This is a genomic window from Nakamurella sp. (assembly GCF_048594475.1).
In the GTDB taxonomy this organism is placed as follows: Bacteria; Actinomycetota; Actinomycetes; order Mycobacteriales; family Nakamurellaceae; genus Nakamurella.
On the sequence record NZ_JBMDXT010000188.1, the window covers coordinates 1 to 14,716 of the forward strand.

A 14,716-nucleotide genomic window follows, 5' to 3' on the forward strand; every position below is an offset into this window, starting at 1 on the left:
GCTCACCCGACCCGGGGCCGGCGGCCGGGTCGGCAGCGGGGCCGGGGGCCGGGTCAGCAGCGGGGCCGGCCGCCACCCCGGGCGGCGGCACGTCCAGGCCGAAGGCGGCCGCCCGCGACCCGAGCTTGGCGGCCAGCGCCACGGCGGGCTGCCCGAAGGCGACCCCGTCCAGGACCCCGGACCGGCCGCGTTCGGTCTTCTTCAGCTCATCCCACCGCTGCTGCTGATCGGCCGCGTCCCAGCCGGCGGCCGGTTCCCCGTCCGCTCGGGCGAAGACGTGCGGATGCCGCCGGACGAGCTTGGCGACCAGGTCGCGGGCGACGTCGTCGATGTCGAAGCCGCCCTGCTCCGGCGGGGTCTCGGCGGCGATCCGGGCGTGGAAGAGCACCTGCAGCAGCACGTCGCCGAGTTCCTCGCGGACGGCCGCCCGGTCGCCCTGCTCGACCGCCTCGGCCAGCTCGTAGCACTCCTCGATCAGGTAGCGGACCAGCGAGGCATGCGTCTGCTCGGCATCCCAGGGGCAGCCGCCCGGTGAGCGCAGCCGGTCCATCACCGCGACCGCGTCGAGCAGGGCAGCGTGCGGGGGCGCCGGCACCGGATCCCCGGCCGGGCCGGCCGGATCGGCGCCGCCGGTCACGGCGCTTCCGGTCACGACGCGGTCGGGGTGGGCACCACCTGGAGGGCCACCGGGTCCCACACGCCCATCCGGGGATTGACGGTGACGCCGACCTGGTCGGCGTACCGCTGCAGCAACGCGACCTCGCCGAGCTGCCGCTGCACCGCCAGACTCTGGGCCCCCAGGATGGTGGTCGCCGAGACCTGGGCCGGCTCCTCGGCACGGCCCGTCACCCGGATCACGTAGAAGCCGTCGGACCCGGGATTGATCAGGACGTCACCGGGCCGAGCCGAGAGCACGCCGTCGATCAGCTGGTCCGGCACCGCCGACAGGTCGACGGTCTCGCTCTGCAACGGCACCACCCCGGACGCGGCCGCCACCGGCGCCCCGGCGGGCGCCGCGAGGATCGCCCGGCGCACCTCGACCGCCTGGTCCCGTGTCGAGGTGCGGGCGCCGTCGACGGTCACCTTGACGTTGGTGTAGGAGATGGGCTCGGACCCCTGACCGGACAGCAGGGCCTCCAGCAGCAGCAGCTCGCGGTAGCTGCGCGGGTCGCGGGTGCCGCCCCCGGTCGCCCCGGCCATCGCGGCGTTGACCTGCGCGTCGGTCACCACCACTCCCCGCTGCCGGGCGGCCTCCTCCAGCAGCGTGCTGCGGATGTCCTGGGTGGTGAACAACCGGTTCCCGAAGGCGAGCTGGTCGACCGTGAGCTGCTGGCCGGCCTGCGCCGAGGCCTGTGCGGTCCGGTCGAAGATGCTCTGCTCGGAGATGGTGACGTCGCCGACGACCGCGGCCGAGGTCGCGGACGTCGCGCAGGCGGTTCCGGTCAGCATCACGGTGGCGGCGACGAACGAGCCCAGCAGGAGGCGGCGACGACGGGCCGGCCGCACGTGGGCGGACCCCGGTGACCTAGTTCTCACCCGCACACCTTCGCACAACCTCCGCGCCACCCGGCCACGGCCCGCGGGCCGCCGGCCGGCCGGGCGCCGGCCGCCCGTGGGGGTCGGCGCCGCGGGCGACGATCAGTACGCCCCGGACGACCCCAGCACGGCCTTGGCCGTGCGCCACAGGATGACCAGGTCGCCGGTGATGGACCAGTTCTCGACGTAGTAGACGTCGAGCCGGACGCTGTCGTCCCAGGTCAGGTCGGAGCGGCCGGACACCTGCCACAACCCCGTCATGCCCGGCTTGACCAGCAGCCGGCGCAGCGCGTCGTCGCCGTACAGGTCGACCACGGCCCGGAGCGGCGGGCGCGGCCCGCCCAGGCTCATGTCGCCCCGCACCACGTTGAACAGCTGCGGCAGTTCGTCGATGCTGAAGCGCCGGATGAAGCGGCCGACCCCGGTGATGCGCGGATCGTTCTTCATCTTGAACAGCACCTGGTTGCCGGCGTCCGCGGTCTGCTCCTGCTTGAGCGCCTCGAGCCGCTTCTCGGCGTCGACCACCATCGACCGGAACTTGATCATGCGGAAGGTCTCGCCGTTGATGCCGACGCGATCCTGCCGGAAGAAGACCGGGCCCCGGCTGGTCAGCGTGATCGCCGCCGCGACCGCGGCCAGCACCGGGGAGAAGAGCACGACCAGGGTCAGGCTGCCGACCAGGTCGAACATCCGCTTGACCAGCCGGTTCGCCCCCCGGTAGGTGGGCCGGTCGACGTGGATCAGCGGCAGTCCGGCGACCGGCTGGGTGTGCACCCGGGGACCGGCGATGTTGGTCAGCGCCGGAGCCAGGATGAGCTCGGTGTCGGTGCCCTCCAGGTCCCAGCTCAGCCGGCGGACGGCGCTGGGGCCGAAGGCGGCGGAGGCGGTCACCGCGACCGCGTCGGCCCCCACCGTGGCGGCCACCGTGGCGACCTCCTCCGGCGCGCCGAGCACCGGGACGCCGCCGACCCGGTCCTCACCGGCCTTCCCGCCCTCACCGTGCACGCAGACGCCGATCACCTGGTAGCCGGCGTACGGCGCCCTGGCCAGGTCGACCAGCAGCTCGCCGACCGTCTGCCGGTCGCCGACCGCCACGACCTTGGACATCATCGCCCCGGCCCGGCGCTGCCGGGACAGCCACCGGCGCCAGATGTACCGGGTCGCCAGCAGGCCGAACAGTCCGGCCGGCAGCATGATCGCGACCACGCTGCGCGGCAGGTCGAGCCGGAACAGGTAGGCACCGATCGCCACCAGTCCGAAGACGATGAGCGAGGCGTGGATGATCCGCTTGTATTCCGACGCGCCGTACCCGAGCACCGAGCTCTCGCGGGTGCCGGACAGCTCCAGGGCCAGCAGCCAGGCGCCGATCACCAGCAGGACGGTGACCGTCACCGACGGCGGGCGGCTCGGCTCGAACAGGTGCACCCCGAGGCCGGCCCAGACCAGGCACAGCAGGTCGGTCACCACCAGCCCGCGGGCGTAGCGCCGGGCCCAGATCGGGCCGGCGGCCGCACTACGGGTGGACGAGGCGCTCGCGGGCGTCGACGCGGCGGTGACCCCACCGTCCGCCACCCGGTCCGCGCCGACGGTCGCGCCGACGGCGTCGAGGTCGGCTGCGGCGATCGCGTCGTCCACCAGGGGCGTGACCGACGGTGCATGATCCCGGTGCGGGTGCCGGAGCGGCCGACGACCCCCGCGCCGGGTGGCCATCGGATCGATCAACGCCATGATGCTTCCTCATCTGCGATGGGCGAACGTGCAGCCGAAGTCGAGGTCCGGGGTGACCGGGTCACGCCAGAGGGGTTCGTCGCGGAGCAGCACCGATGGGCTCCACGGATCGAGGGCGACATCGCGCCTGCGCCGGTCAAATGTAACAGCATGTAGTCGACGAGGCCACAGGTCGGTGACGTAAATGCATCGAAAAGGTGAACCCCGTGCGCCAGGCGGGTGACGGAGGTGACACCGTGACGGGGCGTGGCCGATCCGGACCACGTCCGCTCCGGCACCTGGTGACCGATTCGGTCCAATCGTGCCGGTCGCCGGTCCACCGCTTGCGCGGCCGACCTCATGCCGACCGACCGCCGACCTTCTCGCGATCCTGCTCGGCCACCACGGCGTTGAGCGCCCGGCGCAGCAGCGTGCTGGAGGTGTGCGCGGTGTACGGGAAGTAGACGACCTCGACGCCGACGGCCGCGAAGTCGCGCTCGAGACGGTCACCCTTGGGCGTGCCGCGCCAGTCGTCGCCCTTGAAGATCACGTCGAAGGGCGTCCGGCGCCAGGTCTCCACCTTGTCCGGCACGACCTCGATGATGGCCTGGTCCACGTAGGAGATGTGGCTGACGATCTCGACCCGCTCGGCCTCGGGGACGATCGGCTTGCGGCCCTTGGCCAGCTCGCACATCTCGTCGGAGACGACCCCGGCGATCAGGAAGTCGCAGTGGTCCTTGGCATGCCGAAGGATGTTCAGATGCCCCACGTGGAACATGTCGTACACGCCCGGTGCGTACCCGATCCGCTGGCTTTTCACTCGTCCAACCCCCGCGCTTCTCTACCGTCAGTTACGCAACGACGCGTTTATGTCACCCGAATGCGTCTGTAGCGCCGTCCGAGCCCCCGCTTGACCACGCTCCGCTTGATGATAGTCGACCCGACGCCCGATCGTGAGTGGTTCTCACGCGTGCGAGGAACATCCACCGGTTTCAGCGACTACCGGACGTGACTTCTAACCCCCTGTCCTACGTATCGACGGCAACCGGCCGGGCCATTCACCCATTTGATGGTGACTCAGCGCACATCACGACGGCAATGCGGGGAAGGCCTGGCTCGGCCGTCCCCGATTGGCGGTCCCCTCGGCTCGATTGGCCGTCACCTGCCCGAAACACGGCAACCGGCCTGCAGCACAATCGGCCGATGCCGACTCGCCCACCGTCCCGCTCCGCCGCCGTGCGCCGACCCGGCTCGATCGTGGTCGTGCATTCCTCCGATGAGATGTACGGCGCCGATCGCATCCTGCTGGAGGTGGTGACCGCCCTGCGCGATCTGGACGGTCTGGCCGTCGAAGTCTGGCTGCCCGCCGGAACCGGCGACGGCTCGCTGTCGGCCGCCCTGGCCGAGCGCGGTTTCCCCGTCACGCACCTGCCGCTGCCGATTCTGCGGAGGGCCAACCTGTCGCCGCGCGGCCTGCTCGCCCTCGGACGGACGGGCGCACCGACCTGGCGGGCCCTGCGCCGGCGCCGGTTTCCGGCGGTCTACCTGATGACCAGCGCCTGCCTACCGGTGGCGCCGCTGGCCCGGCTGGCCGGGGCCCGGTGGGTGCTCGTCCACCTCCAGGAGATGTGGTCGCGCGCGGACCGGATGATCCTGCGACCCTTCACCCTGTTCTGCACCGCCGCGATCGCCATCTCCCCGCCGGTGGCCGAGGCGAGCCGGCTCCGCCGGCGGCCACCCGTCACCGTGGTCGAGAACGGGGTGAGCCTCCCGGCCGCGGCGCCGGGAGCGGCCACGGACTCCGGCGGCTCCCGTGGCGGGACCGACGGGACCGACGGGACCGATCGCACCGACGGCCGGCCGCGGTATCTGGTGGCCAGCCGCTGGAACGCCTGGAAGGGGCACCGCACGCTGTTGACCGCCTGGGACCTGGCCGGCTGCCCGGGCACCCTGACGGTGGCCGGCGCCGCGCCGCCGGCCGGGACCGGGGTCGACGTGCCGGCGCTGGTCGACGAGTTGGTCAGCCGGCCCGAGACGGTGCGGATCGTCGGCCAGGTCGATTCGATCGGCCCGCTGCTCGACGCGGCGGACGCGCTCATCCTGCCGTCCGACCAGCCGGAACCGTTCGGCCTGGTGCTGATCGAGGCCTTCGGACGCGCCCGGCCCGTCATCGCCAGCCGGGGCGGCGGCCCGCTGCACATCGTGACCCCGGACGTCGACGGCTGGCTTTTCGAGCTGGGCTCGGCCCCCGACCTCGCCGCCGTGCTGGGCGAGCTCGACCGGTCGCGACTGCGGGCGGCCGGCACCCGCGCCGAACGGACGTACCGCGAGCGCTACACGCCGGAGAGCTACCGGCGGCGGCTGGCCGATGCGGTCCGCCGCCTCTGGTCCTGAGCCGTCCGCGCGGGTGCGCCGCCGACCGTCAGGCGCACCGCGCCTCGGCGATGTCGGCGTTCAGCGTCTGGCCGACGTAGGCGGTGTCGAGCAGGCTCACCTGGACGACGACGGTGCCCCCGAGCGCGTCGGTGATCGGGGCCGACGTGGTGTTCAGGGTGGTCAACACCGCCGGATCGTCCGGCTTGTGCACGGTGATCGCGACGTAGGCACCGTTCGGGCAGGGCCCCCCGGTGACCACACTGAGCTGCCAGCAGGACACCGCGGCCGGATCGCTGCACTCGAAGCTCGACGGGTCCGCGAAGGTGGGAACCACCAGCGTCGCCGCCGGTGTGGTCGGCGCGGCCGGCGTCTGGGTGACCGTCTCGGTGACGGTCGCCGACGTCCGCACGGTGGTCGTCTGCACCACGGTCGAGGTCACGGTGACCGGCGGCTGGCCCACCGACGGTGTCCCGCCGGTCGAACAGCCCGCCACCAGGACGGACGCCGCAGCCAGGGCCAGGCCGGCCGCACACCGTTTCCCGAACCGTCGCCCGCGCCTCGGCCCGTCAGTGGGTCGCGCCATCCGGGGCCCCTTCCTCCCGCCGACCTCCCGCCGACCCGCCCGTCGGCACCGGGGACATTACCGATCCGCCGCGGCCGGCGGCGGCGTATTTCACCGGCCGGTCAGGGCGAGGTGCCCTCACCCGCCGCGGACGGATCGCGGACGACCGGACGGTCCCCCGGCCCCCGCCGGCGACCGGACAGGACCAGTCCGACGACCAGCGCCAGCAACCCGGCCAGCAGCCAGAACCAGATGGCCAGGTCCAGATCACCGGGGGCCGGCCCGACGGCGGCCGGAACCGGGTCGGTGGACGGCTGCCCGCTCGACGCCGCGCCGGACAGCAGGCCGACCCCCCACACCGTCGCCGCGCCCGCCACGGATGCCACCGTCACTGCCGTCCCGCCCTTCCCTCAACCCATCGCACCGCGTCCCCCTCGGTGCCCGCATCGTGCCCGCATCGTGCCGGTCGCACCCCCGGGCCCCCGGCCTGGGCCGGAACCCGGGCGCCCGGCCGGCGTACCCGTTCGGCCGCCGCTCCCCGGAAAGCTGTCATTGCGACCCCTGGAACGGCCGACATCGAAACGATTCGCCGTGACGGCCGAGTGAATCGTAACATTAGGTAAGGATCTCCGCGCCTGGGTGCGGAGCATCCGATGGCATTGCCAGCCATACGGGTGACCACTGAACGGGCATGCCACGCCCGCCGTCCCGTGTCCGACGCGATGGGGACGTCGGTCATCCTGGCCCGTCGTCCCGCCGACGAGGCGGCCTGTCACATGCTTGTTACGACCGTGCGCGAGGATTTCGGCCATGACCCAGACCTCCGACCTGACCGGTCCGCAGGATGTGCCGGTGATGGCCGACCTGCCCGGAACCAACGGCTCAGACCGGGACGCCGCCCTCCGGGCCGATGTCCGCCGCGTGGGCACCCTGCTCGGCCAGACGCTGGTGCGCCAGCAGGGACAGGGACTGCTCGACCTGGTGGAGGAGGTGCGCGGGCTCACCAAGCAGGGCCTGGAGTCCGCCGACCCGGCCGCTCGGGACGCCGCCACCGCCCAGGTCCGGGCCAAGCTCGCCGCCCTGCCCATCGGCGACGCCACCGAGCTGGTCCGGGCGTTCGCCACGTACTTCCAGCTGGCCAACGGGGCCGAGCAGGTGGACCGGGTGCGCGAGCTGCGGGCCCGCGAGGCCGGCGAGGGGACGCTGGCGGCGGTCGTCGACGAGATCGTGCAGACCCTGGGCACCGACGCGCTGCAGGCCGCGGTCGAGGCGCTCGAGGTCCAGCCGGTGTTCACCGCCCACCCCACCGAGGCCAGCCGCCGGTCGGTCCTGCTCAAGCTGCAGGCGCTGGCCGACATCCTGGTCGTGCAGACCCCGCCGGGGTCCGCCGCGCGAGCCCGTCAGGACCGCAAGCTGGCCGAGGTCATCGACCTGCTCTGGCAGACCGACGAGATCCGGCAGTTCCGGCCGACGCCGGTGGACGAGGCCCGCAACGCGCTCTTCTACCTGGACTCGATCGTCGGCGAGACGATCCCGGCGCTCACCGACGACCTGGCGGCGGCGATGGCCGAGCACGGGGTGCAGCTGTCCCCGGAGGCCACCCCGTTGCTGCTGGGCAGCTGGATCGGCGGCGACCGCGACGGCAACCCGAACGTCACCGCGGCGGTCACCCGGGAGGTGCTGGCCCTGCAGAGCCAGTCGGCCATCGGCCTGGCCATCGGCAAGATCGACGAACTGCTGCTGGCACTGTCCAGCTCGACCGTCATCGCCGGGGCGTCCGACGAGCTCCTGGCCTCGATCCAGGTCGACCTGGCCCACCTTCCGCTGCTCGACCCGCGGGTCAAGGAGCTGAACAAGGACGAGCCGATCCGGCTCAAGCTCACCTGCGTCAAGGCCAAGCTCATCAACACCCGGGCCCGGGTGGCCGACGACCGCCCGCACGAGCCCGGCCGGGACTACTGCCGGCGCGAGGAACTGCTGGCCGACCTCGCGGTGGTCCGCCGCTCGCTGCTGGACAACGGCGGCGCGCTCGCCGCCGACGGCATGCTGGCCACCGTGCAGCGGACGCTGGCCGTCAGCGGGCTCACCGTGGCCTACATGGACATCCGCGAACACTCCGAGGCCCATCACGCGGTGCTCGCCCAGCTGTTCGACCGGCTCGGCGAGCTGTACGTGCCGTACGCCACGCTCAGCCGGCCCGAGCGGATGCGGCTGCTGTCCAAGGAACTGACCTCGCACCGGCCGCTGACCACGCTGCCCGCGCCGCTGGACGCCGCCGCGCTCAAGACGTTCTCGGTGTTCTCCGAGATCAAGCGCGCGCAGGAGACCTACGGGCCCGAGGTGATCGTCACCTACATCACGTCGATGACGATGGGCGCCGACGACATCCTGGCCGCGGCGGTGCTGGCCCGGGAGGCCGGCCTGATCGACGTGTACGGCACGCCCGGTGATCCCGACCGGGGCCCGTTCGCCGCGATCGGCTTCGCTCCGCTGCTGGAGACGGTCGAGGAGCTGCGCAAGTCGGCCCAGGTGGTCGACGAGCTGCTGTCCGACCCGACCTACCGGGAGATCGTCCGGCTGCGCGGCAACGTGCAGGAGGTCATGCTCGGCTACTCGGACTCCAACAAGCAGTCCGGCATCACCACCAGCCAGTGGGAGATCCACAAGACCGAGCGGCTGCTGCGCGACCTGGCCGCCCGGCACGGGGTGTCGCTGACGCTGTTCCACGGCCGCGGCGGCACCGTCGGCCGGGGCGGCGGGCCGACCTACGACTCGATCCTGGCCCAGCCGTTCGGGGTGATCACCGGCGCGATCAAGTTCACCGAGCAGGGTGAGGTGATCAGCGGCAAGTACGGGATGCCCGACCTGGCCAAGGAGAACCTGGAACTGACCGTCGCCGCGACGCTGCGGGCCACCTGCCTGCACACCGAGTCCCGGCAGACCCCGGACGAGCTGCGCGACTGGGACCAGTGGATGGAAACGGTCAGCGACGCGGCCTTCGCCAAGTACGTCGGGCTGATCGACCACCCGGACCTGCCGGCCTACTTCCTGGCGTCCACCCCGGTCGAGCAACTCGGGCAGCTCAACATCGGCTCCCGGCCGGCCCGGCGGCCCGACTCCGGCGGCGGCATCGCCGGGCTGCGGGCCATCCCCTGGGTCTTCGGCTGGACCCAGTCCCGGCAGATCGTGCCGGGCTGGTTCGGCGTCGGCTCCGGCCTGCGGGCCGCGCGCGAGGCCGGCGGCGAGTCCGTGCTGAAGCTGATGCACACCAAGTGGCACTTCTTCCGCACGTTCATCTCCAACGTCGAGATGACGCTGGCCAAGACCGACATGGAGATCGCCGCGCTGTACGTCGACGCGCTCGTCCCCGATTCGCTGACCCACCTGTTCGAGGTGATCCGGGCCGAGCACGCGCTCACCGTGGCCGAGGTGCTGCGGGTGACCGGCGAGGCCGAACTGCTGGACGACCAGCCCGAGCTCAAGCGCACCCTGGGCGTGCGCGAGCCCTATCTCGCCCCGATCTCCTACCTGCAGGTCGATCTGCTCAGCCGGATCCGGGCGCTCGGGGACGATGCGGTCGACCCGGAGTTGCGCCGGGCGATGCTGCTGACCATCAACGGGGTCGCTGCCGGGATGCGCAACACCGGCTGAGCGCGACCACGGGTTCTGACTCCTCCGGACTTCCCCTCAGCTGGTGGGCCGGCGTGGCTGCAGGCGTGATGGACGACCGGGACGCTCAGCCGTTCCGATCGTGAAGTCGGGCAGCACGCCGTCGGCTGCGACAACTCGGCCCCCGTCCATCGCTTCACCATCGCCAACGCCGTCCTGGCCCTGGCGCGGGGTGTTCTTCTTCGGCGTCTCTTCGTAGTAGCCGCCGGCATAGGACTCGTACCCGTCAGCTCCTCGGATCGGGACCATGTTGAACACGGTTCCCAAAATCCGCGCGTCGACCGACCGGAGTGAGCGCAGCGCGGAGTGGATCTGGGTCCTTCTGGTCTTTCCATGGCGCACGACGAGGACCGCTCCGTCGACGAGCTTGGCTGTGACGGCAGCGTCGGTGACCGGCAAGAGCGGTGGTGTGTCGATAATCATGATGTCGAAGCTCCGACGCAAGGACTTGAGGAGCGACGCCATCGCCGCACTTCCCAGCAGCTCGGACGGATTGGGCGGGATCGGCCCACTGGCCAGGAACGACATCCCCGTGGCGCCCCACGGTTGAATGGCGTCATCCAGGCTGGCCGCTCCCGTCAGCACGCTGGTCAGGCCGACCGAACGCTCCAGCCCGAGGTAGTCGGCCACGCGCGGACGGCGCAGATCCGCCTCAATCAAGAGGACTCGACGCCCCGATTCGGCGAACGAGACCGCCAGGTTGGTCGCTGTCGTCGATTTCGCCTCGTGCGGGACGGACGAAGTGACAACCAAGCTATGGACCGGGCGATCAACGTCGACGAACTGAAGATTGGTCCGCAGTTGCCGGAACGCCTCGGCCCGAATGGAGCGCGCCTTGGTCCGATCGATCAACGGAGCTCGCTTGGCATCCTTGTCGTACGGTATGGCGCCCAGCAGCGGAACTCGGGCCAGCTCTCGCAGGGTTGCGACCTGACGGACGGTGTTGTCGAGCACCTCCCGAAGAAGGGCGACCACCAGGCCAACGATTGCACCGCCGAGCAGGCCCAGCGCAAGGTTGACGGTCTTGCGTGGTGCGACGGGAACTGGGTTGAGCGTGGGTCCGGAGATGACGCGGAGCTCCACCTGCCCAGGACCGATCGGGTCAACCTGGTTGACGATCGAACCGAAGTCTTTCGCCAGGCCCTGAGCGATCAACAATGAGCGCTCGGGGGAGGAGTCGGTGACCGTCGCCGTCAGCAGGACCGTATTAAGGTCCGCCTCTCCGTCGATTGACGCGGCGACCGATGAGGGTTCGATGTCGAGGTTCATGTCGGTCACGATTCGCTGAGCGACCAGATCGCTGCTCATCAGGCCAACGTATGAAGTGATACGCCTCGTCGCGAACTGGTCGGCTGCCAGCAGGGACGTTCCGTCACCGGTCGGGGTGCTGACAAAGAAGGTCACCGAGCTTGAGTACTTGGGTGAAGCCTTGAGGTTGTAACCGAAGGCCAAGCCGAGACCCACGATCATGCAGATGAGGATCAGCCACCAGCCCTTGCGTAGGGCGCTCATGAACTGACGAAGGTCCAAGAGACCGTCCTCCATCCCACGTTCGTTGACACCCGACAAATCCGTCATTGATCCGGTGCGGTGATCCCCTGTGCCGTCCCCCGCCGGCACCTTCAGTGTGGCATATCGATGCGTTCACACGCCGCGATCCGGCCCAGCTCGGCTGTTCAACCTCGCCTCGGGAACTACAGTTGAGGTCGCGTCACAGCCTCGACGGCAGACGTTCCGTTTGACTGTCGATGTTGTACCGAACCGAAACCCCAGGTCAGGAGATCTCGTGACTCGGCCGCCCGCCAACGCAGGAGATCTCGACGACCAACAGTCCGACCGATCGGCTGCGCCATCGCTCGATCGGGGGCACGCCGGTGTCTCCTTCGGCTGGGGGCTCATCGCCGGCGTTCTGGTGACCGTTCTGGCCTTCCTGTGGTCGTGGCATCCGTCCCTGTGGAGCGACGAAGGGGCCACCATCAGTTCGGCCACCCGAAGTTGGTCCGAGTTGCTTGCGATGCTCTCCGGCATCGATCTAGTCCACGGGCTCTATTACGCCTTCATGCACGTCTGGATCGCGTTGTTTGGCTCATCTGCAGTGTCGATTCGGTTGCCCAGCGCTCTGGCGGTGGGCATTGCCGGAGCGTGCGTCTACTGGACCGCGGCCAGGCTGCGCGGGCATCGGTACGCCCTATGGGCGGTGGGCGTCTTTGCCCTTCTACCCAGAATCTTTTGGGCCGGCATCGAGGCACGCCCCTATGCGTTCACCGTGATGTTCTCCAGCATGGCAACCCTTGCCCTGCTCATTGCTCTCGGCGGCCGACGGGGCCGGCAAGCACTGCTGTGGTGGGTCGGATACGGCGGCATGCTCATTCTCGGCGTGCTGTCCAACCTCTACGTCGGCCTCCTGGTGGCGGCCCACCTCGCCACCGTGCTGTGGGACCGGAGCATTACACGGGCGAGTCGCATTGCCTGGTTCGTCACAGCGGGCTCGGCGATGGTCGTACTGGTCCCGTTCTTCTTCGCTGCATATGGCCAGGCGGGCCAACTGTCCGACCGGTCGTTCGGTCTCCGGGACCTCGCCCAAAGCGCTGCCGTCACCCAGTACTTCCTCGGCGATACGCCGACCACGACCACCGGGGTGATCCGAACGGCAACAACCATGTCGGACATCGGCACCTGGTGGCCCGCCGCCGCTCTGCTCCTGGCTGCCGGCGGTTGGACATTGATCATCGTGGCCGTCGTCCGCCATCGAGCCGAGTTGAGCGGTCGGGCCGGTCAACCGCGGAGCGGGCACCCGGTGCTCGTGTGGGCGTTGCCCTGGCTCGTCATCCCTCCCCTGGTCATCGGCGCCTATTCAGTGCTCGTATCTCCGATGTACGGCGCCCGCTATCTGACCTTCACCACGCCGGCCGTGGCTCTGTTGGTTGCGTTGGGTCTGACGTCAATTTCCGTCCAGTGGCTGCGCCGCGGCATCGCTTGCGTGCTTGTGATTGCCCTGATCCCGGTGTACGTCTCGCAACGCCAGTTGAACGGCAAGAACAGCAGTGACTGGTCGTCGGTCGCCCAGTACATCGGCGAGCAGGCGTCTGTAGGCCAGGGCGTCTACTTCGCACCTCGCTATGACGTCGGCGGCCCGACGGTCGGGCAAACGACACGCGGGATATCGGTCGCGTATCCCGGTCCCTTCGTCGGACTTGTAGATATGACGTTGATGCGCAGCGCGGCGGACACGGGCAATCTTGTCGGGGAATCGCGATACCTTTCCGAGAGTATTGATGAATTGGCGTCGGTGCAGACCATCTGGGTCATCAGACGCTTCGACTACCCAGCCGATGATGCTGCTTCCGACGATAACATTCTGAACGCTGCTGGATTCAGCAAATCATCTGAATGGGAAGGTCCACTCGATGTGGTGATCAGATACGACCGTACTGAGTGATGCTCCTGGTCGTCCGGCCGAGAAGAGGTGGGGGATCTGTGACCCAGTCTTCCGCTCCACCATCGGGGTTCCTCGACGAAAGATCGGCGCCCAGGATCAGCACACCAAGCGGGATCAGAACCGTCGGCAGAGCATTGGCGTTGTCCACAAAGACCATGGACTTCTCGAACAGACCCGATCCGGCCAGGACTGCGAGCCAGGAGATCGCGAAAAATTCTCCCCGCGCAGCCAGCCTGGTGGCCCGTGCCGTTGCCATGATCAGCTGTATGGCAACCAGTACGGCGAAGATGATTCCACCCGTGACCAAGAATTGAATGAGTTGATTGTGCGCATGGAATACACTTCCGGCGATCCTCGCGGACGTTCGCCCCACCGCGTTGTACCAGTTCGATCCCAAGCCGAATAACGGGTTGGATTCCCATGCCTGGATGCTGACGATCCACACCAGCCCGCGATTGCTGAAGGATTCGGGTTGCGTCGTCACAAAAGGAATGATGCATACCACCGCGAAGGCACTGAAGATAAGGAAAGGAGCCAGCACGCGGCGGAGCCATGGAGCCGAAAGTCGGACGATGGTGTACGTGAGCAGTCCAATTCCCGCAGCGATCATGGCCCCACGAGACGCCGACCAGACGATGGCCAGCGACGCCAATCCGACAAGGACAACCCGGTGCCAGGTGCGAACAACCAGAAAGACGGTTGGCAGGCCAAGGGCCAGGAACTGCCCCAAACTATTACCTTGGGTGAAGATACCAACCAGGATGCCACCAGGGACAATCTGTTTCTCGGTCGCGATGACCTCCCCCGCGGCCGTGCGATAGATAGCCTTCTCCGGAAGAATCAGTGCGATCGCAACCGAAATGAGTGCGGTGAGACCAACCAGGTAGCCCAGCGCTTGCAGGTCCCCTATTCGCGGGCGCAACAACCAGAGGGCGACAACGACGAGGATATACACGACCCCCTCGTCGGACAGTGACTTCGGCACGTAGATGTCGCGAACCGCAATGTAGACCCAAGGCACGACCATCACAATGAGGCGGGTGATCGCCGAAGTGTTCAGATCATTGATGTATCCGATGACTATCAACCCACAGACGGCAATCACGCCGATGTAGAGTCCGTAATCGGCGAGTGCGGCGAGCCGGCTGTACGGGGCATTTTCGACACCGACTGCGTAGCGGTACTTCGGGGCGAGCAGAGTCTGCAGAATCTTGGGAATGCAAATCCACGCCCAGACCACTCCGATCAAGGCGATCGTCCAGAAGCTCCGAACCCTCCGGGCGTGGGCGGAAGCCTGTCTTGCTGCGTACGTGACCACGCCGCCTCCCGCCGATGACTGCCAGGCGCGATTGTAGCCACCCGGCCCGTCCGGGGCCGGGGGGGGGGGGGGGGCGGCCCCCCGGGGGGGCGGAGGGCGCCCCCCCCGC

General features: G+C 69.3%; 11 protein-coding genes. 3 read left to right on the forward strand and 8 right to left on the reverse strand.

The genetic code is table 11. The features are described from left to right. From ACOJUF_RS09040 to ACOJUF_RS09055, 4 genes are all read right to left on the reverse strand, one after another. Positions 1–652, reverse strand: a 652-nt coding sequence (locus ACOJUF_RS09040) for a MazG family protein (RefSeq protein WP_420121531.1), incomplete at its 3' end; no start/stop codon positions are given. Then, positions 649–1,536 carry a SurA N-terminal domain-containing protein gene (locus ACOJUF_RS09045; protein WP_420121532.1) on the reverse strand — a complete coding sequence of 296 codons (888 nt, stop codon included), beginning with the start codon at positions 1,534–1,536 and terminating at the stop codon, positions 649–651. The genes ACOJUF_RS09040 and ACOJUF_RS09045, both read right to left, overlap by 4 nt. Positions 1,537–1,638: 102 nt before the next feature. Beyond that, positions 1,639–3,264 carry a sugar transferase gene (locus tag ACOJUF_RS09050; protein ID WP_420121533.1) on the reverse strand — a complete coding sequence of 542 codons (1,626 nt, stop codon included), beginning with the start codon at positions 3,262–3,264 and terminating at the stop codon, positions 1,639–1,641. 337 nt (positions 3,265–3,601) lie between these two features. Continuing rightward, positions 3,602–4,063, reverse strand: coding sequence for an adenylyltransferase/cytidyltransferase family protein (locus ACOJUF_RS09055; RefSeq protein WP_420121534.1), 462 nt, complete (start codon positions 4,061–4,063; stop codon positions 3,602–3,604). Positions 4,064–4,446: 383 nt separating this feature from the next. Between ACOJUF_RS09055 and ACOJUF_RS09060 the strand changes: the two genes are divergently transcribed. Then, entirely contained in the window at positions 4,447–5,637 is a 1,191-nt protein-coding gene (locus tag ACOJUF_RS09060) for a glycosyltransferase family 4 protein (RefSeq protein ID WP_420121535.1), read from the forward strand. Between the two features lie 28 nt (positions 5,638–5,665). Here the strand turns inward: ACOJUF_RS09060 and ACOJUF_RS09065 are convergent, their stop codons facing one another. Together ACOJUF_RS09065 and ACOJUF_RS09070 are read right to left on the reverse strand one after the other, a co-directional pair. Next, positions 5,666–6,079, reverse strand: a complete 414-nt coding sequence (locus ACOJUF_RS09065) for a hypothetical protein (RefSeq protein WP_420121536.1) — start codon at positions 6,077–6,079, stop codon at positions 5,666–5,668. Positions 6,080–6,303: 224 nt separating this feature from the next. Then, a complete protein-coding gene (locus ACOJUF_RS09070; protein ID WP_420121537.1) occupies positions 6,304–6,567 on the reverse strand; it encodes a hypothetical protein in 264 nt (87 codons plus the stop codon). Between the two features lie 469 nt (positions 6,568–7,036). Between ACOJUF_RS09070 and ppc the strand changes: the two genes are divergently transcribed. Continuing rightward, complete coding sequence (gene ppc, locus ACOJUF_RS09075) at positions 7,037–9,832, forward strand: phosphoenolpyruvate carboxylase (RefSeq protein ID WP_420121541.1); 2,796 nt, start codon at positions 7,037–7,039, stop codon at positions 9,830–9,832. A 36-nt stretch (positions 9,833–9,868) separates the two neighbouring features. Here the strand turns inward: ppc and ACOJUF_RS09080 are convergent, their stop codons facing one another. Beyond that, positions 9,869–11,395 (reverse strand): polysaccharide biosynthesis tyrosine autokinase, encoded by a 1,527-nt coding sequence (locus ACOJUF_RS09080; RefSeq protein ID WP_420121538.1) that lies wholly within the window; start codon positions 11,393–11,395, stop codon positions 9,869–9,871. Between the two features lie 241 nt (positions 11,396–11,636). On the opposite strand from ACOJUF_RS09080, the gene ACOJUF_RS09085 reads away from it, so the two are divergent. Next, positions 11,637–13,289 (forward strand): glycosyltransferase family 39 protein, encoded by a 1,653-nt coding sequence (locus ACOJUF_RS09085; protein WP_420121539.1) that lies wholly within the window; start codon positions 11,637–11,639, stop codon positions 13,287–13,289. Here ACOJUF_RS09085 and ACOJUF_RS09090 read toward each other — a convergent pair. Beyond that, complete coding sequence (locus ACOJUF_RS09090; RefSeq protein WP_420121540.1) at positions 13,267–14,607, reverse strand: O-antigen ligase family protein; 1,341 nt, start codon at positions 14,605–14,607, stop codon at positions 13,267–13,269. The two genes, ACOJUF_RS09085 and ACOJUF_RS09090, sit on opposite strands and share 23 nt — an antisense overlap. Positions 14,608–14,716 lie beyond the last annotated feature (109 nt).